General features: G+C 62.6%; 16 protein-coding genes. 13 read left to right on the top strand and 3 right to left on the bottom strand.

Translation table 11 applies throughout. The features are described 5' to 3' along the window. Nucleotides 1-201 precede the first annotated feature (201 nt). From HMPREF2836_RS03690 to HMPREF2836_RS03665, 6 genes are all read left to right on the top strand, one after another. Entirely contained in the window at nt 202-1,773 is a 1,572-nt protein-coding gene (locus HMPREF2836_RS03690; protein WP_070629480.1) for a cytochrome ubiquinol oxidase subunit I, read from the top strand. A 21-nt stretch (nt 1,774-1,794) separates the two neighbouring features. Continuing rightward, nucleotides 1,795-2,865, top strand: coding sequence for a cytochrome d ubiquinol oxidase subunit II (gene cydB / locus HMPREF2836_RS03685; protein ID WP_070629479.1), 1,071 nt, complete (start codon nt 1,795-1,797; stop codon nt 2,863-2,865). 249 nt (nt 2,866-3,114) lie between these two features. Beyond that, nucleotides 3,115-4,047 (top strand): multidrug transporter, encoded by a 933-nt coding sequence (locus HMPREF2836_RS03680; protein ID WP_083309154.1) that lies wholly within the window; start codon nt 3,115-3,117, stop codon nt 4,045-4,047. An 80-nt stretch (nt 4,048-4,127) separates the two neighbouring features. Further along, on the top strand, nt 4,128-5,255 hold the full coding sequence (locus tag HMPREF2836_RS03675; protein WP_060823615.1) for an efflux RND transporter periplasmic adaptor subunit: 1,128 nt from the start codon (nt 4,128-4,130) through the stop codon (nt 5,253-5,255). Then, nucleotides 5,252-7,486: an ABC transporter ATP-binding protein/permease gene (locus HMPREF2836_RS03670; protein WP_070629478.1), complete on the top strand. Its 2,235-nt coding sequence runs from the start codon at nt 5,252-5,254 to the stop codon at nt 7,484-7,486. The genes HMPREF2836_RS03675 and HMPREF2836_RS03670 overlap by 4 nt, the downstream gene beginning before the upstream one ends. Nucleotides 7,487-7,664: 178 nt before the next feature. After that, complete coding sequence (locus HMPREF2836_RS03665; RefSeq protein ID WP_246822814.1) at nt 7,665-11,654, top strand: thiol reductant ABC exporter subunit CydD/CydC; 3,990 nt, start codon at nt 7,665-7,667, stop codon at nt 11,652-11,654. A 162-nt stretch (nt 11,655-11,816) separates the two neighbouring features. On the opposite strand, the gene HMPREF2836_RS03660 is transcribed toward HMPREF2836_RS03665, so the two are convergent. Together HMPREF2836_RS03660 and HMPREF2836_RS03655 are read right to left on the bottom strand one after the other, a co-directional pair. Further along, the gene (locus HMPREF2836_RS03660) at nt 11,817-12,563 is read right to left on the bottom strand and encodes a sulfite exporter TauE/SafE family protein (RefSeq protein ID WP_256388394.1); all 747 of its coding nucleotides are present in this window, start codon (nt 12,561-12,563) and stop codon (nt 11,817-11,819) included. A gap of 188 nt (nt 12,564-12,751) precedes the next feature. After that, on the bottom strand, nt 12,752-15,277 hold the full coding sequence (locus HMPREF2836_RS03655; RefSeq protein ID WP_070629475.1) for a DNA gyrase/topoisomerase IV subunit A: 2,526 nt from the start codon (nt 15,275-15,277) through the stop codon (nt 12,752-12,754). Nucleotides 15,278-15,563: 286 nt separating this feature from the next. Here HMPREF2836_RS03655 and HMPREF2836_RS03650 point away from each other — a divergent pair, with 286 nt between their 5' ends. Both HMPREF2836_RS03650 and HMPREF2836_RS03645 read left to right on the top strand, forming a co-directional pair. Then, nucleotides 15,564-16,157, top strand: coding sequence for a DUF5998 family protein (locus HMPREF2836_RS03650; RefSeq protein WP_005506389.1), 594 nt, complete (start codon nt 15,564-15,566; stop codon nt 16,155-16,157). 54 nt (nt 16,158-16,211) lie between these two features. Further along, entirely contained in the window at nt 16,212-17,492 is a 1,281-nt protein-coding gene (locus HMPREF2836_RS03645; protein WP_070629474.1) for an alkaline phosphatase family protein, read from the top strand. A gap of 139 nt (nt 17,493-17,631) precedes the next feature. Here the strand turns inward: HMPREF2836_RS03645 and sepH are convergent, their stop codons facing one another. Continuing rightward, entirely contained in the window at nt 17,632-18,783 is a 1,152-nt protein-coding gene (gene sepH / locus HMPREF2836_RS03640; RefSeq protein ID WP_193389605.1) for a septation protein SepH, read from the bottom strand. 326 nt (nt 18,784-19,109) lie between these two features. On the opposite strand from sepH, the gene HMPREF2836_RS03635 reads away from it, so the two are divergent. The 5 genes from HMPREF2836_RS03635 (at nt 19,110) to HMPREF2836_RS03615 (ending at nt 22,312) form a co-directional block, all read left to right on the top strand. Next, a complete protein-coding gene (locus HMPREF2836_RS03635; RefSeq protein WP_005506382.1) occupies nt 19,110-19,409 on the top strand; it encodes a DUF4193 domain-containing protein in 300 nt (99 codons plus the stop codon). A gap of 240 nt (nt 19,410-19,649) precedes the next feature. Continuing rightward, nucleotides 19,650-20,096 (top strand): dUTP diphosphatase, encoded by a 447-nt coding sequence (gene dut / locus HMPREF2836_RS03630; RefSeq protein WP_044142235.1) that lies wholly within the window; start codon nt 19,650-19,652, stop codon nt 20,094-20,096. A gap of 77 nt (nt 20,097-20,173) precedes the next feature. Next, on the top strand, nt 20,174-20,968 hold the full coding sequence (locus HMPREF2836_RS03625) for a DUF3710 domain-containing protein (RefSeq protein WP_049326955.1): 795 nt from the start codon (nt 20,174-20,176) through the stop codon (nt 20,966-20,968). After that, complete coding sequence (locus tag HMPREF2836_RS03620; RefSeq protein ID WP_049326956.1) at nt 20,968-21,507, top strand: asparaginase; 540 nt, start codon at nt 20,968-20,970, stop codon at nt 21,505-21,507. The genes HMPREF2836_RS03625 and HMPREF2836_RS03620 overlap by 1 nt, the downstream gene beginning before the upstream one ends. Beyond that, a complete protein-coding gene (locus HMPREF2836_RS03615; RefSeq protein ID WP_070629473.1) occupies nt 21,497-22,312 on the top strand; it encodes a DUF3159 domain-containing protein in 816 nt (271 codons plus the stop codon). The genes HMPREF2836_RS03620 and HMPREF2836_RS03615 overlap by 11 nt, the downstream gene beginning before the upstream one ends. Nucleotides 22,313-22,518 lie beyond the last annotated feature (206 nt).

Genomic DNA, 22,518 nt, shown 5'->3' with positions numbered 1-22,518 from the left:
GTTCAACGTACCTTTAGCGAAACGTCAAACAATAAACGTCCATACTATGCACAGCCTACTCACAGCTCCTCAGGAAAACCCTGTACCTTAGAAGCATGAGAGACAGTGTGTCAGTAACTCTCGTATGCCCTCCATCGATGGCGGACTACCCGAAATCTGGCACAAACACACATTAAGTACACACATAGTAAGGACCTATCAATGGATCCCCTTGATTTTGGTAGGTGGCAGTTCGGTATTACCACCGTCTACCACTTCTTCATGGTTCCGCTGACTCTGGGTCTGGGCCTTGTTGTGACCTACCTGTACATTCGCTACGTTCGTACCAAGAAGGACGAATACAAGCGCATGACGAAGTTCTGGGGCAAGCTGTACCTCATTAACTTCGCAATGGGTGTGGCCACCGGTCTGGTTCAGGAATTCCAGTTCGGCATGGCGTGGAGCGAATACTCCCGCTTCGTCGGCGACGTCTTCGGCGCTCCGCTGGCAATGGAAGGCCTCTTCGCCTTCTTCGTTGAGTCGACCTTCCTGGGTCTGTGGATCTTCGGTTGGGACCGCCTCAAGCCTGCTGTACACGCATTCTCGCTGTTCATGGCAGTCCTCGGCTCCTGGATTTCTGCATTCTTCATTCTGGTTGCAAACTCCTGGATGCAGCACCCCGTTGGTGCAGAAATGATTGACGGTCGTCCCCGTATGACCGACATCGGTGCTGTGCTGCTGAACCCCCTCGCATGGGTGACCTTCACTCACGTCATCACCTCCGCTATCCAGGTTGCTGGTGGCTTCCTGGTTGGTATCGCATGGTACAAGCTGTGGCGCCGCCGCAAGGACGGCATCGACAAGGTCGTTGACGGCAAGGTTGTTGTTGGTGAGTCCGACAAGGGCGCACGCGACAAGGCCGACTTCCAGGTCTGGTTCAAGTCCCTGCGCCTGGGCGCTGTTGTGGGCCTCCTCGCCTTCGCAGGTATCGGCGCGTCCGGTCACATTCAGGCACAGATGATGATTCACGAGCAGCCCATGAAGATGGCTGCTGCAGAAGCTGCGTGCCACGACGGCACCTCCTTCTCCGTTCTGACCGTCGGTGAGCTCGGCGCTCAGAGCTGTGACAAGATCACCCCCATCATCGAGGTTCCCGGCGTGCTGTCCTTCCTGGCACACGACAACTTCGACACCCCGGTGAAGGGCATCCAGACCCTGCTGCCCGAGTATGAAGCTAAGTTCGGCACCAACCTGCCCAACAACCCGCTCTACGGTGAGCGCGCAGGTCAGAAGATTGACTACCTGCCCTCCCTCGAGGTCTCCTACTGGGGCTTCCGCGGCATGATGGGCCTCGGCGGAATCGTTCTGCCCTTCTACCTCTACGCACTGTGGGTAACCCGTAAGAAGGGCGTAGGCACCGTCCCTGAGTCCAAGCTGCTCAAGAACGTTGCTGTCTGGTCTATCCTGGCTCCCTTCTTTGGCATCGCACTGGGCTGGATCTTCACCGAAATGGGCCGCCAGCCCTTCGTTGTGGCTCCGAACCTTCAGGGTGATCCCTCGATCCACCTGTTCACCGCAGCAGCTATCTCCCCGGGTGTTTCCGGTGAAGAAATCCTCTTCTCCCTGCTCACCCTGGGCCTGCTCTACGGTGTGCTGATGGTGGTTGAGGTTTACCTGCTCATTAAGTACGTCAAGGCCGGTGTTGTGGCAGCAATGCCCGAGCTGGTTCAATCGCACCACGAGGACGAGTCCAACGACAAGTCCAAGCGCGATGTGCTGGAGTTCGCCTACTAGGCGGGTAAGGATTGATTCACCATGAACTTTGATTTCAATATCTTTGCCGGTCAGCCTGGCCTGCCCACCCTCTGGTTTGTCGCCATTGGCGTCTTCCTCATCATGTACCTGATCCTCGACGGCTTCGACCTGGGCGTCGGTATGCTGATGGGTTCCAAGTTCACCAAGAACGAGAAGGAACGTCGTCTGCTGCTGAACATCATCGGCCCCGTCTGGGACGGTAACGAGGTGTGGATTGTGTCCGGCGGTGCTGCTATCTTCGCAGCATTCCCCATCTGGTACGCAGCCCTCTTCTCGGCTCTGTACATTCCTCTGACCCTCGCGCTGGTCTTCCTGATTCTGCGCGTGGTCGCAATTGAATACCGCGGTAAGAAGAACGACGAGAAGTGGATCCGTAACTGGAACATCGCTCTGTCTGTTTCTTCCTTCTTCATCGCGTTGCTCGTCGGTGCTCTGCTGGGCCTGACCTCCATGGGTCTGCCCATCAACGACAATGGTGACCGCGTCGGCGGCGCCTTCGCTTGGGTCTCCCTGCCGGTTCTGCTCGGCGGCCTGGGCTTCGTGGGCTTCGCTCTGGTTCAGGGTCTGGCCTTCGTTGCTCTGAAGACCGACGGTGACATCCGCGACCGTGCCCGCAACACCCTGGTACGCTGGTCTCCCGTCCTGCTGCTGCCGATCGTTGCATGGGTTCTGACCCTGGACTTCACCACCGGTAACGGCGTCTCCTGGCTGTGCACCATCCTGGCTGTGGTTGCTGTTCTGATTGCTTGGATCTCCGCAAAGGGTGGCCGCGAGGGTCGCGCATTCGCGGGCCTGTCCGTGTTCCTCGCATTCGGCGCGCTGGCAATCTTCACCGCAATGTTCCCGAACGTTCTGCCCTCCACCCTGGACCCGGCATACTCGCTCACCATTGCGAACGCATCCAGCTCCGAGTACACCCTGGGCGTTATGACCTTCGTGACCTGCATGGGTCTGCCGGTCGTGTTCGTCTACCAGGCTTGGACCTACTGGGTCTTCCGTAAGCGTCTGCACGTGGATCACATCCCCGACGCTCACGACGCTACCGAACTGGCTGAACTGCCGACCAAGTAGCATGTAGCTGATTGAAGGATCCCCCGAACTTCTCTTCTGAGAAGTTCGGGGGATTTTTCTATGCCCCCAGAGGAGTATGCACACAGAGGACTATTCCTGCAGGGGACTATTCCCGCAGAGGCTACAGCTCTCGGCAGATGAGTGGGTGCGCAAAAATTTTTGGTGCACACCCCCCCCGAAATTCGGGCGCGACAGGGCACAGAACGTGTAATGTGGTGTACAACTCACTCTTATGAAAGGTGTTCAACGATGAAATCCCTCACCCGCCGCACCACCGCCCCTCGCACTGGCATGAGCCGCCGCCTGCTCACCACGGGCGCCCTGCTCTGCATCGGCGTGCTCCCTCTGAGCGCCTGCTCGCTCTTCAACCCGCCGCTGGAACGCGACGAAAGCGTCCACGCCATCTTCGACGCGGAGCAGGACATCGTAAAGATGCCCCTGGACGATTACCTCTACTACGAGTTGGGCACTCATTACGAATACACGGCCCATCAAATCGCCATGAAGCAGTGCTACGCCGAACACGGGCAGAATTACACCGACCCCGACCAAGCTCCCCAATCTGAGAGCGCGCCGCGTGGCGATAATGGGCGAAAGTACGGTCCCTGGAACGTCGAGTACGCCAAGAAGTACGGATTCCAGAAGCATGACCCCAACGCCGCCCCCATCTCCTTTAACTCACCGGAGAGCTTGAGCCCCGAGGAGCAGCTTCGCACCGAATGTCTTGACAAGGCCCGCGAGACCCTGGACGCCGCGGTGCCCGAAGGCAAGAGGCCCGAGAATGATGTGCAGTCCACATCCAGTCGTATCTCCAGCGACGCAACCAGCGCCGTTTACGGTAGCAAACTGCACCGCGAGCTCGAAGAGAAGTGGAAGCAATGCGTCTCTGACCGGGGGCTCACCCCCATTAAGGCAGGGTCGGTAGCCGAGGAAAGCCCGCTGAATGAGCAGCTGAGCAAGAACGGCGGTTTCAACGAGCCCGCCTCCGAAGAAGAGATCCGCATCGCCACCATCCAGGCCGAATGTAACCAGCAGGTCGGCATGAGCAAGCAGCTCTACGACCTGGAGGCACAATACCAGATGCCGCTCATCCGCAAGTACCAGGCGCAGCTTGAGCAGGAACGCAAGGCAGAACGTGAGCGTGACGAGAAGTTCAAGCAGTACGTTCTGGAGCACCAGTAAACCGGGGCGCTAAAAGACAGCGCAACGAAATATAGCGCAGAGAAATAGACAGCGCTGACACAGTTCAGAAAGACACCGCCATGACCACTCACACGAAAAACCAAAACAGCGGGCACCGCTTTAGCGAGCGCATCGCCCGACCCCGCGTGCTCCTGCTGCTGGCTATCCTCGCCATCGGTTCGCTCATGCTGTCCTTCTACCTGGGCACCCGCTACGCCGCCACGGGCCCCGACCCGGCCGTGCAGGCGAAAACCGTGATTCCGGTCTGGGCGAAGGTTGAAGAACGAACCGTCAGTGAGGGCCTCGCCATTGCCGGAACCACCAAGGCGGGAGAGACCGCCCCGATTAGCGCGCGCACCAACGGTGAACCGGTGCTCGTCTACCAGAACCAGAAGCCCGGTAACGTGCTCAAGGCCGGTGACTTCATCGGCATTATCGGCGCCGACCCCGTCTTCGTGCTGGAAGGGCCGCTGCCGCTGTACCGCGACCTCAACCTGGGCGATAACGGCGACGACGTGCTCGCCTTCCAGAAGGCACTGAACTCCGCCGGGTACGCCACCGCTCAGAGCGGCACCGTCACCGAAGACACCCTCGACGCCGTCACGCGCCTGCACCGCGCGCACCTGACCGGCGTGCCCAGCGAAGGGGTCACCAGCATTGCCCGCAACAACTACGCGATTCTGCCCGGCGGTAGCCACACCGTCACCGCAGTTGCCGCGGTCGGCCAGCTCATCAGCGACGGCAACCCCATCGCGAGCGTAGAAACCAGCGAACCCTACGTGGAATCCAGCGTTGAACTCGCCGTCGCCAATAAGCTCAAGGTCGGCGACCGCGTTAGCCTGCGCACCTCCACCGGTAGCGTGGAGGGCACCATCACCAGCATCGGTGAGCTGCAGAACGACCCCTCCAAGGGTGCGGCAAAGAGCGTGCGATTCAGCGCCGACGACCCGAGCAAGCTCACTCCGGGGCAGAGCGCATCCATCACCAGTAAGGGCAACACCTCAACCACCCTCGCCGTGCCGACTACCGCGGTGCGCCAGGACTCCCAGGGCACCTATGTGCTCGTTGAAAAGGGCGGAAGCTCCACCTCGACCAGCAAGGATGCGCCCGCCACCGAACGAGTCAATGTTGAGGTTCTGCGCACCGCCGGCGGATACGCCGCAATCAACGCAAACCTCAGCGCGGGACAGAAGGTGCTAGTCTCATGAGCCGCCGAAAGATAACCCCCGACAAAAGCCCAGGACGTGCGCCTACAATTGCGCCCAACGTAGCGGCCGCCGCTACACCTGCCGCCGGGCTCGGTACCGCGCCCGCCATCGAAATGCACGGCATTACCCGCGTCTTCGAGGGTAGCGACCGGCCCGTCCTCGACCACCTCGACCTGGTGGTGGAACGCGGCGAATTCCTCGCCATTATTGGTCCGTCGGGCTCCGGCAAATCCACCCTGCTCAACGCCATTGGCCTGCTCGACACGCCCACCAGCGGAACCTACAGCCTCTTCGGCAAAAACACGGAAGGACTCAGCGACCGAGAACGCGACGAAATGCGCCGAGACCACCTCGGCTTCATCTTCCAATCCTCAAACATGCTGCTGGACGAAACCAGCACGACCAACGCCTCCATGGGTCTGCGCGTGCAGGGCGTACCCTACAGCGAGCGCCTGCAACGCACCGAAGAAACCCTAGAATTTCTGGGGTTGAGCGACCGCGCAAGCATCCGCACCCGCTACCTTTCCGGCGGCGAGAAGCAACGTTGCGCCATTGCCCGCGCCCTCGCCACGCGCCCGCCGCTGATTCTTGCCGACGAGCCCACCGGCAACCTGGATAGCCACAATAGCGCCAAGGTCATTGAGATTCTGCAGCGCATTAACGCGACCGGCTGTACCGTGCTGGTGATTACCCACGACCCGGAGGTTGCCGCCGCCGCCCGCCGCGTGATCCGCATTGAGGATGGGCGGTTGCACGAGCAGAGCCGCGCCGAGTTGGCTACGGTGCCGGTTACCGAGGCTGTGCCGGTTGCAACGGACACTCCGGCGGAAACCACGGTAGGTGCCCCGGTAGACGCCTCCGCCGGCCTCGCACCGGGGGAGAAGCCCGCTACGCATCGCCGCGGAAGCTTCCTCACCGACGACAGCATCGAGGCGATCTCGGCGCTCACCTCACGACCGCTACGCACCCTGCTGCTGGGCCTGTCCTTCGCGCTGGGCGTGGGCGGACTCATCAGCGCCTCCGGCATGAGCGAATCCGCCAGCTACCAGGTGAACCAGCGCCTGCTCGGATCCGAACAATCCACGCTCTACATCAGCGACAGGGACAATGACCAAAACATGCTCGGAACCTACCGGCAGGGCGAATCCGCACAGAACGTTGCCGACCGCATTAGCGCGCTGGACTACGTGAAGAACACCGGATTCGTCAGCAGCGTGGCACCCGCCGACGTGCGAATCACCCGATTCAGTCCCTACGAGGACGAACCCAAAACGGCGATTAGCCTCAGCTCCACCTCGAAGACCAGGCTCGAGCAAATCGGTGCCCGCATGAACCCCGAAACCCTGCGTGCGCTCGAACAGATGAACTCGACCCTCACCCAGCAGAACGTTGCCGACCGTGAACGCTCCGAGCAGCTCTCCGGCGCTATCGTCTCGGTCTCCGCTGCCCGTGCCCTCGGCATTATTCCCGAAGATAAGGCTGCAGATAACGCCACAACCGAGCCCCGCCCCGGCGAGCTACCCGCCGTCGAGTACGGCATTAAGCTCGGCGGACTGCCGCAGGTGGCACCCGGTGTGAGCATCTGGGTGGATGGTCAGCTGATGCCGGTCGTCGGCCTTTTCGACCCCGGCAATAGCGGCTACGAATTCAGGAATACGGTCATTGTCTCGCCGGGCACACTTCAGCGCACCGGACGCGGCCAGGTGACCTACATTACCGAAACCGAACGGGGCTACGGCAAAGCGGTCGCCAAGGCAATTCCGCTGACCCTCAAGCCCGCTGAACCCAGCCAGATTAACGTGGAAACCCCCTCCGACCTGCAGAGCCTACGCGCGTCTATCGCCTCGGATCTGGGCCTGTACGTGGGTGTGCTCTCCGGTATTCTGCTGGTGCTCGCCTCCCTCTCGGCGGCAACCGCCATGTACCTGTCCGTGCAATCGCGCACTGCCGAAATCGCGCTGCGCCGCGCCATCGGATCGAGTAAATGGCTGATTGCCCGCATCTTCCTCATGGAAGGCGTCATGCTCGGCGTGCTCGGCGGCTCCATCGGCGCCTGCTCCGGCATGATTGCGACGATCATTCTTTCGCTCGTGCAGGGCTGGCAGGCGGTTCTCTCACCCGGATTCGTGGTGCTCGGCGTGGGCGTTGGCGCCCTTACCGGTCTGGTGTCTTCGGCGTACCCGGCGTGGGTGGCGTCCCGCAAGAGCCCCGCCGACGCGATGCGCGGCTAGAGTGAGCGCCGGGTGAGGACCAACCAATTACCTGAAACCTGACTGGTCAAATAGGTATTAGATAGCCCAACCCTTAAACTGATGGGAGGTAAAAACAGCAGAAGACTAAGGACAACACGTGAGTCGAACGCACACACCGCGTCATGCTGACAAACATCAGAACACTGAGGCACCAGAGGTGGCCGAAGGAAAGCGCAATGACCGCGCTGACCGCCGCCCGCCTCTGGGCCCTGACGCCCGTAAAACCCTCAGCACGTTCGGTGTTATCACCGCCGTGCACACCCTCGCGACGGTGCTTTTCAGCGCCGCCCTGGCTGTGATTATTGCCCGCGCGGCACACGCCGGTTTCGCCGCTGTTGCCGCCGAGCACGCGCGCCTCAAAGAGACGAGCGCCCCGGACGTGTACCGCGCCTACATTGAGTTCTCGGGCTCCGCGCAGGCGCAGCTGGAGGCGCACGGCGGCTGGCTGCTCGGCCTCGGTGGTATCTTCGGTGACGCAGACACCATTACCCCCGGCCTGATTGCGGTCGCCGTGGCTGCCCTGCTCGTCCGCTCGGGTACCGACTATCTGCTGGCTGTGAGCGCGCAGCGTGCCGCCTCCGGAGCGAAGTCTCAGATTCGTTCCTCGCTGCTCAAGCGTGTGCTCGCCACCGGTGGTGCAGACACCCCCGAAGGTACCGGCGCGACCGCTGTGCTGCTGTCCCGTGGCCTGAACGCTCTGGATGACTACTACACCAAGACCCTGACCGCGTTCGTGTCTACCGCGATTGTGCCGTTCATCCTCTGGGTTGTTGTGGCGGCCCTAGACTGGATGAGCGCCATGGTGCTTGCCTGCACCCTGCCGCTTATTCCGGTGTTCATGATTCTGATTGGTAAGAACACCCGCGACGAAACCGCAGAAGCTCAGGCTGAACTGCACCGCCTCTCCGACCATATTCTGGAGCTGGTGCGCGGCCTGCCCGTCATTATCGGTCTGGGCCGTGAACGTGCACAGACCCGCTCCATGAACGCCCTCGGCCAGCGTTACCGTGAACGCACCATGCAGACTTTGCGTAGCGCCTTCATGTCTTCGCTCGCCCTGGAGCTCATCACCACCATTTCGGTGGCGCTGATTGCTGTGCTGATTGGTGTGCGCCTGGTCAACGGTACCCTGGGCCTGGACACCGCAATTCTTGTACTACTGCTGGCTCCCGAATGCTACCAGCCGCTGCGTGATGTGGGTGCCGCCTACCACCAGTCGGAGGACGGCGTTGCCGCCCTGCGTAGCGCCCAGAAGATTATTGATGCGCCCCTGCCCGCCGCCGCTGCGGACTCGAATGCGCAGGATTCGTCTGCACAGGATCCGGCAGCGCAGAAGGGCCAGCCTTCCACCATCGCCGTTAAGGACCTGTCGGTGAGCTACCCGGCGCGTCCTGCCGTGCTGACTAACCTGTCCCTGAACCTGGACCGTCGCGTTGGCAACACCCAGACTGAAACCGCCCAGGACGCACGCGGTGCAGTTATCGGCGTGATGGGTGAGTCCGGCTGCGGTAAGTCCACCCTGCTGAACGTGTTCTCCGGTGCCGTGCGCGAGGGTCTGGTGCCCACCGGCTCGGAGGAGCCCGTGCACCTGACCGGTAGCGTGACCGGTCTGGGAACCACCCTGGTTATTCCGCAGTCGCCGGTCTTCACCGCACCGACCGTGCAGACCGAAATGGCGCTCTACGCACTCAGCGCTACCGAGGCGGAGCGTGAGCGTGCAGCCGCTCTGCTCGGTGAAGCGATGGACTCCAAGAAGCTGTCCATCACCGATGCCGAGTCTGCGCTGCTGGTTGGCCCGCTGGTTCAGCTGGGCATGGAGAAGCTGACCGCCCTTGAACCCGGTGCCCTCAGTGCTGGTCAGGCGCGCCGCCTCGCCGTGGCACGTACCCTGGCTCGTGCCGAGGCTATCTACCGTGCCGGCGGTGAGCAGACCGTGCTGACCGTCCTGGTGGATGAACCGACCGCGCACCTGGACGCCTACTCGGCGTACCTGGTGACCCGCGCCCTGCACCGCCTGGCGGAACTGGGCGCAACCGTGCTGATTGTGACCCACGAGCAGGAACTCGCCGCTGGCTGCGACACCCTCGTTCATGCCGTGCAGACCGCCCAGGGCTACACATGGACCGCCGAGGCGAACACCGCCCGCGTTGCGGTTCCCGCGCAAGCCCCCGCGCACCTGCTCAAGGACAGGGAAGAGTACGAGGCTGAAAGCACCGCCCCGGCGGGCGCCTCCGCAGCTGCCGAGGTCAAGGAAGCCGAGCCTGCCGGCCTGTTCGCAAGCCTGCGCACCCTGAAGGAACTGACCGGTATCGGTGTTCGCGCCGCAACCGGCCCGGTCATCATGGCTGCGATTACTTCCCTGATGGCTGCGGCACTGACCGCGCTGTCCGGCTGGCTGATTGTTCGCGCCGCTGAGGGCCCGGCAATGATGTACCTGATGGTCGCCATTGTGGGCGTGCGTTTCTTCGGCCTGGGTCGTGCCTGCGCCCGCTACGCTGAGCGTCTGATGACCCACTCGAAGGTTCTTGCCGCCGCGAATATTCTGCGTCTGCGCGCCTGGGTTGGTGCATGGCAGAGCGTGAGCAGCGTGCGTGCTCTGCTGCGTGGTGACGCGCTGCTCGAACGCCTCGTGGGCGGTATTGATGAGCTGCGCGACGGCGTGCCACGCGTTATTATTCCGCCGGCTGCGCACCTGCTGGTCATGACCGCGGCGCTGATTACGACCGCGTGCATTCTGCCGCAGGCTCTGGTCCCGGTTCTGCTTGCCGTGCTGGTTAGCACTTTTGTGGCTCCGTGGATTGTGCTTCGCGCTGATGCCCGTGCGGAGTCGCTGGCTCGCCGCTCCACCGCGCAGATGCTGCGCCTGGGCACCGGTATGCTTTCGGCGGCTGAGGATCTGCGCGCTAACGGCGTGGCAACCACCGCTGAGAAGGCTAACGGCGCCCTGGATGCCGAGAACCTGTCCGCCCTGCAGAAGGGCTCGACCGCTCAGGGCGTGGGTCGTACCCTCGTGACTCTGAGCTGGTTCGGTGCGGCTCTGGCGAGCGCAGTCATTGCGTACCCGCTGGCTGTTGACGGCACCGTGCGTGCCCCCGAAGCGGCGATTGTGGTGCTGCTGTGCACCGGCATGCTGGAAAGCTCCCTGGGCCATGTTGAGGCGGTCCGCTCCTGGCCCGCGTTCAGCCGCCTGCTCGCTACGATTGCCCCGAGTGTGCGTGACGTATCCCTGGAGGGCGTTGTTGCGACCTCGACCCTGAAGCGTTCCGTGCCGACCGAGGCTGAGGTGGACACCCACGTTCTGCCGCGTCGTGCTGAGCTTCTGCGTGCCCGCGCGGAGGCTGAGATGGAGGAGCTGCTGGAGGCTGACCGTCAGCGTGCCCACCGCTTTGACCGCCCCGAATCTGCGGCTGGTTCTAAGAGTGATACCCCGCGCCCGCCGAAGCCCGGCGAGCCCAAGCTGGTCAGCTGCGGCACCCCGCAGGAGCTCGGTGTGAAGGTCACCGAACCCGCCCTGAGCCTGCAGGACGCTGCCGCCCGCTGGCCCGGCATGGATCACCCGGTCTTCACCGACCTGAACATGGACGCCCGCGCGGGCTCCTGGACTGCGGTGACCGGCCCCTCCGGTTCCGGTAAGTCTACGGTGCTTGCGACCGTTCTGGGATTCTTGCCGCTGGAGTCCGGCCGTGTGCTGGCTTCCGGTGAGGTCCTGGAGGGTGAGCAGCTGCGCGGCTACGCGGCGTGGTGCCCGCAGGCGGCGCACATCTTCGAGTCGACCCTTGAGGGTAACCTGATGCTGGCTCGTGATCGTTCGGACCGCCCGAGCGAGGAAGAGCTGCTTGAGGTTCTGCGCCGTGTGGGTCTGGGCGAGTGGTTTGACGCTCTGCCTCAGGGCCTGCACACCCCGGTGGGCGCTGGTGGTTCGTTCCTGTCGGGTGGCCAGCGTCAGCGTCTGGCGGTGGCTCGTGCCCTGCTGGTGAACTCGCCGGTGCTGCTGCTGGATGAGCCGACCGCGCACCTGGACGCCGAGTCTGCTCGCGCGCTGATGGCTGACTTGGATGCGGCGACCCGCTCCAGCTCCGTGGCTACGGTTCTGGTGTCGCACCGTCCTGAGGATATTGCCCGCTGCGATGAGGTGGTTCGCCTCTAAACGCAGCTGAGCGTAGCCACCACGGGCGAGACTGAACGCAAGAAACTGCGAGAAATGCCCCGGTACTTCACGAAAGTACCGGGGCATTTCTGTGCGCGCAGATAGTTCTGAGTGTTTATATCTCCGCGCGAATAGGTTCGGGTGAGGGTGGGGAGGAGAGAGCTAGACCCAGCCGAGTATCTGCGCGCTCAACCGCAGCAGCATGAGGGTCATAACGATAACGAGCACGCGGCGAATGAATCGCTCGCCCAGGTGAATTGCGGTGCGGGCACCAACCCAGCTTCCCGCCATGTTGGCGCATCCCATGGCGATTCCGAGGAACCAGTGAATCGAGCCTAGCGGAATGAAATAGAGGAGCGCGCCGAGGTTGGTGGCGGTGTTGAGAACCTTGGCGGCTGCGGTTGCGTGGAGCATATCGTAGCCCATGGCTATCTGCAGGGCGACGAGCATCATCGCGCCGGTGCCAGCCCCGAGGATGCCGTCGTAGCCGCCCAGAATCAGACCCAGCGCAAAGCCGCGCACTAGGAACGATGAGGTTGCGAGCACGCGAGGCTGCCCGCGAGGTATGCGCGGTTGTAGCACTGAGAAGACGAGGATAGCGGCTAGAACCACCACAATGGCAGGGCGGAAAATATGTGCTGGCAGGATCGTGGCGCAGTACGCGCCGGCGGCGGAGGCGCAGAACGCCACGAACGCTACGGGGAGCAGGATTTTCCACGGGATTTTGAGCGAGCGAATATAGGTTGAGGCGCTCGTCAAAGTGCCCATGGAACTGGCAACTTTATTGGTGCTCAGGGCGGCGACGGGGGAGAATCCGGGCGCCATGAGTAGGGCGGGGAGCTGGATCATGCCGCCTCCGCCCACGACAGAGTCAATGCATCCCGCGCAGAAGGCAGCGAGCAGGAGCACGATAAATAACTCTGGTGTGACGGACAGTAAATCAAGCACGACAAATCCTCTAAGAACAATGCGTCAATAAATGTGTGCTGTGTTACTTAAGGTACACCACATAAAAGCCGGGGGTGAAGACACACACAACGTGTCTTCACCCCCGGCTTCGTTAGCAACATGAGGTCGAAAGGCCGTGAACGGCGCGCCTAGAAGAGCTTTTCACCCTCCGGGCTAACCGCCAGCTCAGCAGAAACAGCCGCATAGTTCGGGCCCACAATGCCGATGCTCTGAGTAAGCATCACACCGGAACCGTCACGGGCACCGTGCTCAGTCGGCAGGGAACGAGCCACACCGCCGGAGGACGCCGCCTTCGCCGGGCCCACGCCAACCCACGCCAGAGCCAGCTGGCTCTCACCGGTGAGGAAGCGGTGCGCACGCACACCGCCGGTCGCGCGGCCCTTCTGCGGGTACTCGCTCAGGGCGGTGACCTTGGCGCTTGCCAGGCCGTCCTTGCCGTTGGTGACGGTCACGACCTCTGCCGCGTCGCCGGGCGCGGTCACACCCAGGGTGATGAGGCGGTCGCCGTCGGCAAGCTTGATGCCTGCGATACCGCCGCCGGTGCGTCCCTGCGGGCGGACCTTTGCCGCGTCGAAGGTCAGCAGCTTCGCGTCGCGGGTGACGAAGGTGAGTACCGCATCGTCGGTGGGGCAGGGGGCGGCGGCTACGATTTCGTCGCCGTCCTTGAGCTTCATGATGTCCCATTCGGTCTGGTTCAGCGGGTAATCCGGGTTGAGACGCTTGATCACGCCGCCCGTGGTTGCCAGCGCCAGCACCGTGTTCAGCGGTACGAGGGCGACCAGCTTCTCACCCTTGGCGAGCTGAACCAGCTCGGTTGCCTTCACAGCAGACGCCATGGAGGGGGTGCCACCGTTCTCGTCCAGCACCGCAATGTCCATGACGGACAGGCGCACCATGCGTCCTGCGGAGGTCACGGCACCGATTTCGCCGCGCGCGGTGGTCGGCACAATCGAGGTGAACACGTCGTGCTTGAAACGCTTGCCGGGATCCACGAGCGCCTCGCGGATGGGCTTGCCGGGGGTGCGTCCCATCATGCCGGAGGCCGAAAGCAGCACCCAGCAGGGATCGTCTGCGATTTCGAGGGCGAGGCCCAGGCTCTTCTTCGCCTTGGACTGCGCGGTGACTGCCTCAATGGCGACCTGCATGTCGTCCTTGGTCTTGAGCTGGGTGCGGCGGTCGGTGCCGTAGCGTTCGGCGACCTCGGCGAGCTCGTCAGAAACCAGCTCGCGCAGCGCCGCATCGGAGCCGAGGATACGCTGCAATTCCGCGATTTCATGCTGCAGGGTATCGCGTTCTGCTTCCAACTCCAGGCGGGAGTACTTGGTGAGCTGACGCAGGCGCAGCTCCAGAATGTGGTTCGCCTGCGTGTCGGTCAGGTCGAAGACGACCTTCAGCTTTTCGCGTGCCTGAGCGGTCTCATCAGACTCACGAATAATCTGGATGACCTCGTCAATGTCGAGGATCGCCACGAGCAGGCCCTCCACCAGGTGCAGGCGGTCGGTGCGCTTGCCCAGGCGGAATTCGGTGCGGCGGCGGACCACGTTCAGGCGGTGGTCAATGTACACGCGCATCAGGTCGAGCAGGCCGAGGGTCTGCGGCTGACCGTCCACGAGCGCCACGTTGTTAATGCCGAAGGAATCCTCAAGCGGGGTGTGCTTGTAGAGGGCGGCGAGTACCGCCTCCGGGTTGAAACCGTTCTTGATTTCGATGACGAGGCGCAGACCATTGGTGCGGTCGGTCAGGTCGACCACGTCGGAGATGCCGGTGAGCTTCTTGGAGTTGACGCCGTCCTTAATCTTTTCGATGACCTTTTCGGGGCCGACCATGTACGGCAGTTCGGTGACGACAATACCCTGCTTGCGGGGGCTGACCTGCTCGATGGAGACCTTCGCGCGGGTCTTGAAGGTACCGCGGCCGGTTTCGTAAGCGTCACGGATGCCTCCCAGACCCACGATGGTGCCGCCGGTAGGCAGGTCGGGGCCGGGGATGAACTTCATAATGTCTTTGAGGGTCGCCTCGGGGTGGGCGATGAGGTGGCGGGTACCGGCGATGACCTCGCGCAGGTTGTGCGGCGCCATGTTGGTTGCCATGCCGACCGCGATGCCGGTGGTGCCGTTGACGAGCAGGTTCGGGAACGCTGCGGGCAGCACGGAGGGCTGCATGAACTGGTTGTCGTAGTTCGGCACGAAGTCAACCACGTCCTCTTCGAGGTCCGCGGTGAGTGCCTGCGCGGCGGGCGCCATGCGTGCTTCGGTGTATCGGGCGGCTGCCGGGCCGTCGTCGAGGGAGCCGAAGTTACCGTGACCGTCAACGAGGGGTAGGCGCAGCGCGAAGGGCTGGGCGAGGCGCACCATCGCGTCGTAGATGGCGGCGTCGCCGTGCGGGTGGAGCTTACCCATGACCTCGCCGGTCACGCGGGCGCTCTTGACGTGGCCCTTATCGGGGCGCAGACCCATCTGCTGCATCATGTAGAGGATGCGGCGCTGCACGGGCTTGAGGCCGTCGCGGGCGTCGGGGAGGGCGCGCGAATAAATCACCGAGTAGGAGTATTCCAGGAAGCTGGTTTCCATCTCGGCGGATACGTCGATGTCGACGATATTCTCTACCACATCCACCGGGTAGTCGCTGACGGCGGATTTGGATCGGCGAGCCATATATCTCCTCGTGTCGGTGTGTTTTCGCTCCTCTTATTTTAGCGGGTGGTAGCGGATGAGACGGGCTGGTTGGTCGGCGTCATCTGTGGGGTGCGCCAAGACGGTTGCGGGGCAGTAACCGAAGCGCACCGGGGGAGCGCACACCGTCATATGAGCCTGTATTAGCGTGGTCAAGTAGCACAGCCCGGCTGGAACCCTCTAAGGTAGAGGGGAGTAATACCTAACCGCCTTCATCGTGTGCGCCGACCGACGTCGCCTCATGAGGGCACCGCACGAAAGAGGTACGATGTACGCCACCACCCCCGAACGCGAGCAACTGGTCGCAGACATTAAGCATGCCGGTTTCTACCCCGACCTCGTGCTGGAAGTGGTGGATGACGCGCTGGCGGGCATGAACCCGGACGCGCACTTCGTACAGCATGAAACCCACTTCTCCCGCGATGATTTTCACCGCCACATCACCGTGATGGTGCTCTGCGGTGAGCACGTCATCTTTGCGCACCTGGACGACCAGCACCTTGAAGGTGACGCGCAGGGCACCGTGGCGCATGTGAGCGTGGAGGCGGTGCACCTGAGCGCCCTGAACGCGGTCACCATCAGCTACGGTTTCAGCCAGCCGCAGGCGTACAACGCCGGTAGCACCGCCCCGACTGAGATTTCCTTCCAGATTGCCTGGACCGGTTCGCTGCACATGGAGCTGGCTCCTGCTGGCTGCCAGGATCCGCAGTGCAACGCCGACCACGGCTTCACCGGCGATGCGCGCCGCGAGGACATTGCGGTGCGTGTTTCTGCGACCGCTGACGGTCCTGAGTCGGTTCAGCGTGCGCAGCATTTTGCGCGTGCTCTGCACCGTGCCCGCATGTACGCAACCCGCCGATAAAAACCAGCGCCCCAACGGCGCTCGCTACACCCCTAAGACACCCGAGAGGAACTTATGACGGCCCCGTCCCGCACCGAACAGCCCACTCTGCACGATGTTCTGGGCGCGCCGTTGCCTCCCGCGCCCGCCTACGGCAGCAATAGCATCGCCGATGTGCTGGAGTCCGCCTCCTCTCTGGTGGCTCAGCGAAGCCTGGCGCGCCCCGCGCACGCCCTGGACTCCGACCCGGCATTCAACTCCGTAGCCGACCCGCTGAACCTTGCCGGTCGCCTCACGGAGCAGGATATTGACCCGGCGTCTTTCCGTCACGCCTGCGTGGTCATGGTGGACGGTCTGGGCGAGCAGCTCATCAACAGCTACGGCGGCTACGCGCCCTCTCTGCGTAAGACCCTGAATCTGGGCCCGCTGGACGCCGCATTCCCCACCACGACCGCCGCCTCCCTGACCTCGCTGGGTACCGGTACGGCACCGGGCGCGCACGGCATCGCCGGTTACGAGGTGCGCAACCCGGCAGGTAACGGGGGAGCGGGCTCGGTCATGAACCACCTGTCCGGTTGGGACCAGTCGGTGGATCCGCACGCCTGGCAACCGCTGCCGACCGTGCTGGAACGCCACCATACGAACCGCCGCGTGCTCACCATTTCGCTGGGTAAGTACCGCGGTACCGGCCTGACGGAGGCGGCGTTGCGCGGCGGCGACTTCGTGGACGCCGTCGGCTATAACGCCCGCGTCACTTACGCCCTGGAGGCGCTCTCCAGCCGCACCCCGACCACCGTGTACCTGTACTGGGGCGAGATTGACGCGGCGGGCCACCGCTACGGCGTGGGTAGCGACGAATGGCTGCAGCAGCTGGAGGAACTGAACTCGGCGCTGAAGCGTCTGGCGGAGCGCGCCCCGGCGTGGGCGGCACTCTTCGTGACCGCCGATCACGGCATGGTGAACGTGCCCGAGCACCAGCGCATCGACTACTCTGGCGTGGAGGAGCTGACCCGCAACATCGCAATGACCGCCGGTGAACCGCGCGCCGTGCACCTGTACCTCGAAGACACCTCGGAGGCGGCACGCACCGCCACCGCCCAGCGTTGGGCGCAGTACTGGGGCGAGCGCGCCTGGGTGATTGATTCTCGCGAACTGATACGCGCCGGCTACTTCGGCCCGGTCATCACGGATGCGGCGCGCGGCCGCATCGGCGATTTGATGGTGTGCGCTCGCGACGACTGGGCGCTGTACGATATGCGCCACTATCAGGAGCGTGCCCTGCACATGGTTGGTCAGCACGGTTCGCTGACGGACGCTGAGCGTCTGGTGCCGTTGCGCATGCTCAAGACTTTCTAAAGTACTAGTCTTCTAAAGCATCAGAGAGCATAGAAAACCGCTGGTTATTCGGGTGAATAACCAGCGGTTTTCGTATGTCTAGATGCCCTTGCCTAAAGCCCCTGCTTAGAAGCTTTTATCGGGCGGCGCGGGCGGTCGCTTACTTGCGGCTACCGAAGATGATGTCATCCCAAGCCGGAACGCTCACGCGCTGCTTCTTCGAGGAGGAAGGCTTGGGCTTCTCCTCAGAGGCGGGCTCAGCTGCGGGTGCGGGCTCAGCCTGTGCCTCAGTAGCCGGCGCCTCAGCAGCCTCAGCGGCGGGTGCGTCCTCGATGGGTGCCGGCAGGGTGAAGGACTCGACCGGAACGGAGTCAACGGGTGCTTCCGAATCCACAGCCAGCGGATCGGTGGTTTCTGCAGTGGGCTCGGGTGCAGCCGGGGCAGCAGGAGCTACCGGGGCAGCGGGCGCAGCCGGTGCTACAGGCTCAGCGGGCTGAGCGGACTCGCGGTGTACGAACACCTCGGGCTCTTCAACCTGCGCCGGGCGCACCGAGCGGGCGCGTTCCAGAAGCTCCTTGAGCTTACGCTCATCAGCGCTCTCAGAGGAAGTAAGGGGTGCCGGTGCGGGCTCGGGTGCCTTCGGCAGGCGGGCGGGAGGAACCTCCACGGGAGCCTTCTTCGCGGCGGCGGCAACAGCATCCTCACTATTGCCCATCAGGAAGTACGCCGCCTCATTCGACGCGTACAGGCCCTGGTTCGCTGGGTTGTACACCCAACGTGCGGGGAAGACGACTTGCGCGGGCAGGTTCTGACGCACCGAATCCTTCAGTGCAATATCAACCTCAACGCGCCACTGGCCGTTCTCCTGTTGGCGGGTGGTCCAGTCCTGGGTTGCGTCCTCAAAACCGTAACGCTCGGAGACTTCCTCAATGCGGGCGCTCAGAGTCACGGGAATCTGTGCGGTACCCGAAGCGGAGCTACGGCGACCAATCTTCACGCTCTGAGCGGCACGAATAATGTGGGCACGCTCAGCAACGATCGGCCACTCGTAGCGGCGCACGCGCTCCGGCTCCCAACCGGACTCTTCAGCGATTTCCTCAACGGAGGCACCCTGACGGAAACGGGTCTGAATATCGCGCGGACCGTAGGTGCCCTTAGCGCCCAGACCGCGGGCGGGCTGAATACGGCGAGCCTTGGTGATGCTCGTGCGCAGGTTCGCGTCAATCGGCAGCAAGAAGCGGGTGCCGTCAGCAGACTCAAGCACCAGATTTTCGCCGTCATCGTGAACGCCAATCAGACGCAGTTCAAGCATGAGAACCTCCATAGGTGAACCGGACGCGTTCGTGAATGTGTTGCACGGAACGCAAACTACCTACCAGGGTACCGTGAAAGCGCGGTAAATCAGTAGCGGAGGCGGGATTTTCACCAAAAAAAGATGTACTTTTCGCACCGAAAAAGCTAGAATGTGACGCCTAAACAGTCCAAAGCCTACCCAGGATTAGACAAATAGGGTGCCAATGGTGAACAATACCTGGCATGCCGTCGGGGTTAAATACACACCAGCGGCACCTAGAGCACTCATTAAACCAGCGTGGCCTAGTCCAACACACAGCCACAGAACCAACGGAGCGTGAAAGTTTGGCAACTGATTACGATGCACCTCGCAAGCAGGACGAAGAGCAGAACGAAGAGTCCTACGAGGAGCTGAACGCCCGCCGTTCCGAGATGCAGTCCGGTGCGGTGGACGAAGACGAAAACAGCGCAGCAGAAAGCTTCGAGCTGCCCGGTGCTGACCTCTCCAACGAGGAGCTGAACGTTGTTGTTCTGCCCGCTCAGGACGACGAGTTCACCTGCGCATCCTGCTTCCTGGTGCGCCACCGCTCGCAGATTGCGCGCGAAGAGGGCGGCCTGTCCTACTGCATCGAGTGCGAGGGCTAAAACTTTAGGGAAGGGATAACACCCCCCCGACATCCACCTCATGACGGGGCGAGTGCCGAGTGCACCCGCCCCGTTGAGTATGTGAAAGCCTCGCACGCAAGAACAGCGCCGCGTCGCACCCAACACGGCACGCCGCCGCACGCGCTGAACGCGAACACGCAACGAAAACACCCCGCAGTAGAGCCTCAACACAGCGCGAGGTGATGGCACAGACACCCGCGAAAGGTTAGAGTATTGACCATGATGACCCCCGTAAACGTCCACATTAAGCTGCTCGACCCCGAGTTGCCCGCACCCGCCTACGCAAAGCCCGGTGACGCCGGCGCTGATCTGCGCTCCCGCATCGACTTCGAACTGGAGCCGGGCGAACGCGCCCTCGTCCCCACCGGTGTGGCAATTGCCCTGCCCGAAGGCTACGTTGGTCTGGTGCACCCGCGCTCCGGCCTGGCGACCAAGAACGGTATCACCATTGTGAACGCACCCGGCACCGTTGATTCCGGCTACCGCGGCGAGCTGATGGTCACCCTGCTCAACACTGACAAGACCAAGTCCTTCCACGTGCAGCGCGGCGACCGCATCGCCCAGCTGGTCATTCAGAAGTACGAGCACGCAACCTTTACCGTGGTGGATGAACTGGAACAGACCGAACGCGGCTCCAGCGGCTTCGGCTCCAGCGGAATCCACTAGTCTGCTCTCACCGCGATTGTCGCACGAGAGAAGAGAAGAAACCCCCGCACCCTGCGTGCGGTGAAAGTAGGAATACCATGTTCGGATTTGGTAAGAAGAAGCACGCCGAGGAGGCTGAAAAGGCCGCCATCGACAAGGCTGTCGCCGAAGAGAATGAGGAGACCAACGTCGAGGTTGAGGAGCTGAAGGAAGAGGAGAACTCTCCCGAGGTCATCAAGTACGACCGCGTCAACGGCCCGCACGACATTGAAGAAGTCACCGCCGAAGACCTCGAAGACTACGTCGACCTGGGTGCACTGCGCATCAAGCTGCTCGACGGCATGAACCTGCGCCTCGAAACTGACGACGCAACCGGCGCGGTTATCGCCGCAACCATCACCCGCGACGGCGCAACCCTGCAGGTGCAGGCATTCGCCGCACCGCGCACCACCGGCATCTGGGACGACATCCGTCATGACCTGACCGAGTCCGTCGCATCCCAGGGCGGCATCGTCGAAATCTACGCCGGCGTATTCGGTGCCGAGATGCTCACCCGCCTGCCCGCCGTCACCCCGGACGGTCAGCCCGGCGAGCGCATCGCCCGCTTCGTGGGCGTGGACGGCCCCCGCTGGTTCCTGCGCGGCGTCATCTCTGGCGCGGCTGTGCTCGGTGACGATAAGGCTGCCGCCTCCGTGGAGGAAGTCTTCCGCACCGTCGTGGTGGACCGTGGCGACGACCCGCGCCCGCCGCGCGAGCTGCTGCCCATGACTCTGCCCGCCGACCTGGTCGTTGCGGCTGAGGAAGAGCCCGCCGTGGAGGAAGAAACCGAGAACGAGCACAGCAAGCTGCGCCCGATGCCTCGCCGCGGCCCTGAGATTACCGAGATTGGCTAATGCCTGAGTTCTCGAACTACCCGAGTGCGCTCGCGGTTCCTGAGAAGCAGATTCTTGCTCCCGGGTACCCCGAGCGCTTTCGCGTACGCCTTGCCGGACGCGTGGAGCAGGTATGGCTACCTGCGCTGCAGGATAAGCCGATGTACCGTGCCGAGCTGGTGGTGGCTAAGTCGAAGCCTCTGCAGTGGTCGAGCCCGCTGGCGCTGATTGGTATGCCGATTGTGGAGCCGCCCGGTGAGGATTTCGAGGAGGAATCCGAGGACCCCGAGAAGCAGCACCATTTGAACACGGCGTCTTTGGCGACTGTGGCGGTGCAGGAGCCTCACGAGGTGTCTTTCCCGCCGTATGCGCCGTTCAACCCGGGGGATAGGGTGCTGCTGAAGTGGCAGGGGCAGCAGATGGTGCCCGGCGTGCTTGCCGGTGCGTTGTTGCGCTGTTCCGGTGTGGTATCGGTGAGGGCTCATCAGCCGGTGATTTATAACCCGCGCTATGAGATCGTGCCGCAATTCTTTGCTGAGAAGGGAAAACATGAGCGCTGAGCAGTCTTCGACCCAGCCCGATCCGAACGCTAACCCCGCAACTAGCTCTGAAACTGGCCCTGCGGGGGAGGAGAACCAGCTCGCGCAGAGCCTGAGCGCCTCCATGGGTGCGAATATGCGCCGCACCGCCAACGGTGATGTGGATATTTTGCACGCTATCGGCGGCTGGCGCGGCCTGGTGGAATCCTCCCTGCCCGCTGTGGCGTTCCTGGTGCTGTTCACCGTGACGAAGGAACTGAACCTGTCCCTGATTGCGGCGTTGGCTGCGGCGGGCGTGTTCACGCTGATTCGTCTGGTGCAGGGCTCTAAGCTGGTGAGTGCGCTGACCGGTCTGGTGGGCGTGGCGATTTGTGCGTTTGCCGCGTACCGTACCGGTAATGCGAGCGACTACTTTGTGGTGGGCTTCTGGACGAACGGCGTGTACATCCTGGCGTATCTGCTGTCGATGCTGGTGCGTTGGCCGATTACGGGCCTGATTTTCGCGGTTATTCGCGGTGAGGCGCTGAGCTGGCGCCAGAACCCGGTACGCCTGCGCCAGTACATGCTGGCCACCTGGATTATTACCGTGCTGATGATGCTGCGCCTTGCCGTGCAGGTGCCCCTGTATTTTGCGAATAATGTGGAGGCGCTGGGCGCGACCCGCCTGATTATGGGTCTGCCGCTGTACGCTTTGGGCGTGTGGCTGGCGTGGCGTGTGTCGGCTCCCGAGGAGGCACCGGTGAGCGAGGACCCCGAGGCTGACGAAACTGCCGAGGCTGGAGAAGCTGCCGACACTGCCGAAGTTGACGGTTCAGAAAGCCGTTAACCCCACAACTTCATACGTAGAAGAACTTCGTAGAAGTATGTGAAAGCCCCGGTACCCGTAATGAACTGCCTCCCGTTTCTTGGACAACGAAAATGAAGTCCAAGAAACGGGAGGCTTTTCATGTCTGAACATCTGAGATCAAGGCATGACCATTTGCTTCGGAAACAGGCAGTACAAATGTTTGAGAAGGGACGTGGCTATCGTTT

Source organism: Rothia sp. HMSC065C12, from assembly GCF_001812085.1.
GTDB classification, from domain to species: domain Bacteria; phylum Actinomycetota; class Actinomycetes; order Actinomycetales; family Micrococcaceae; genus Rothia; species Rothia mucilaginosa.
The sequence above is the reverse complement of the archived record's forward strand: the minus strand, read 5'-3'. Positions and strand labels throughout refer to the sequence as shown.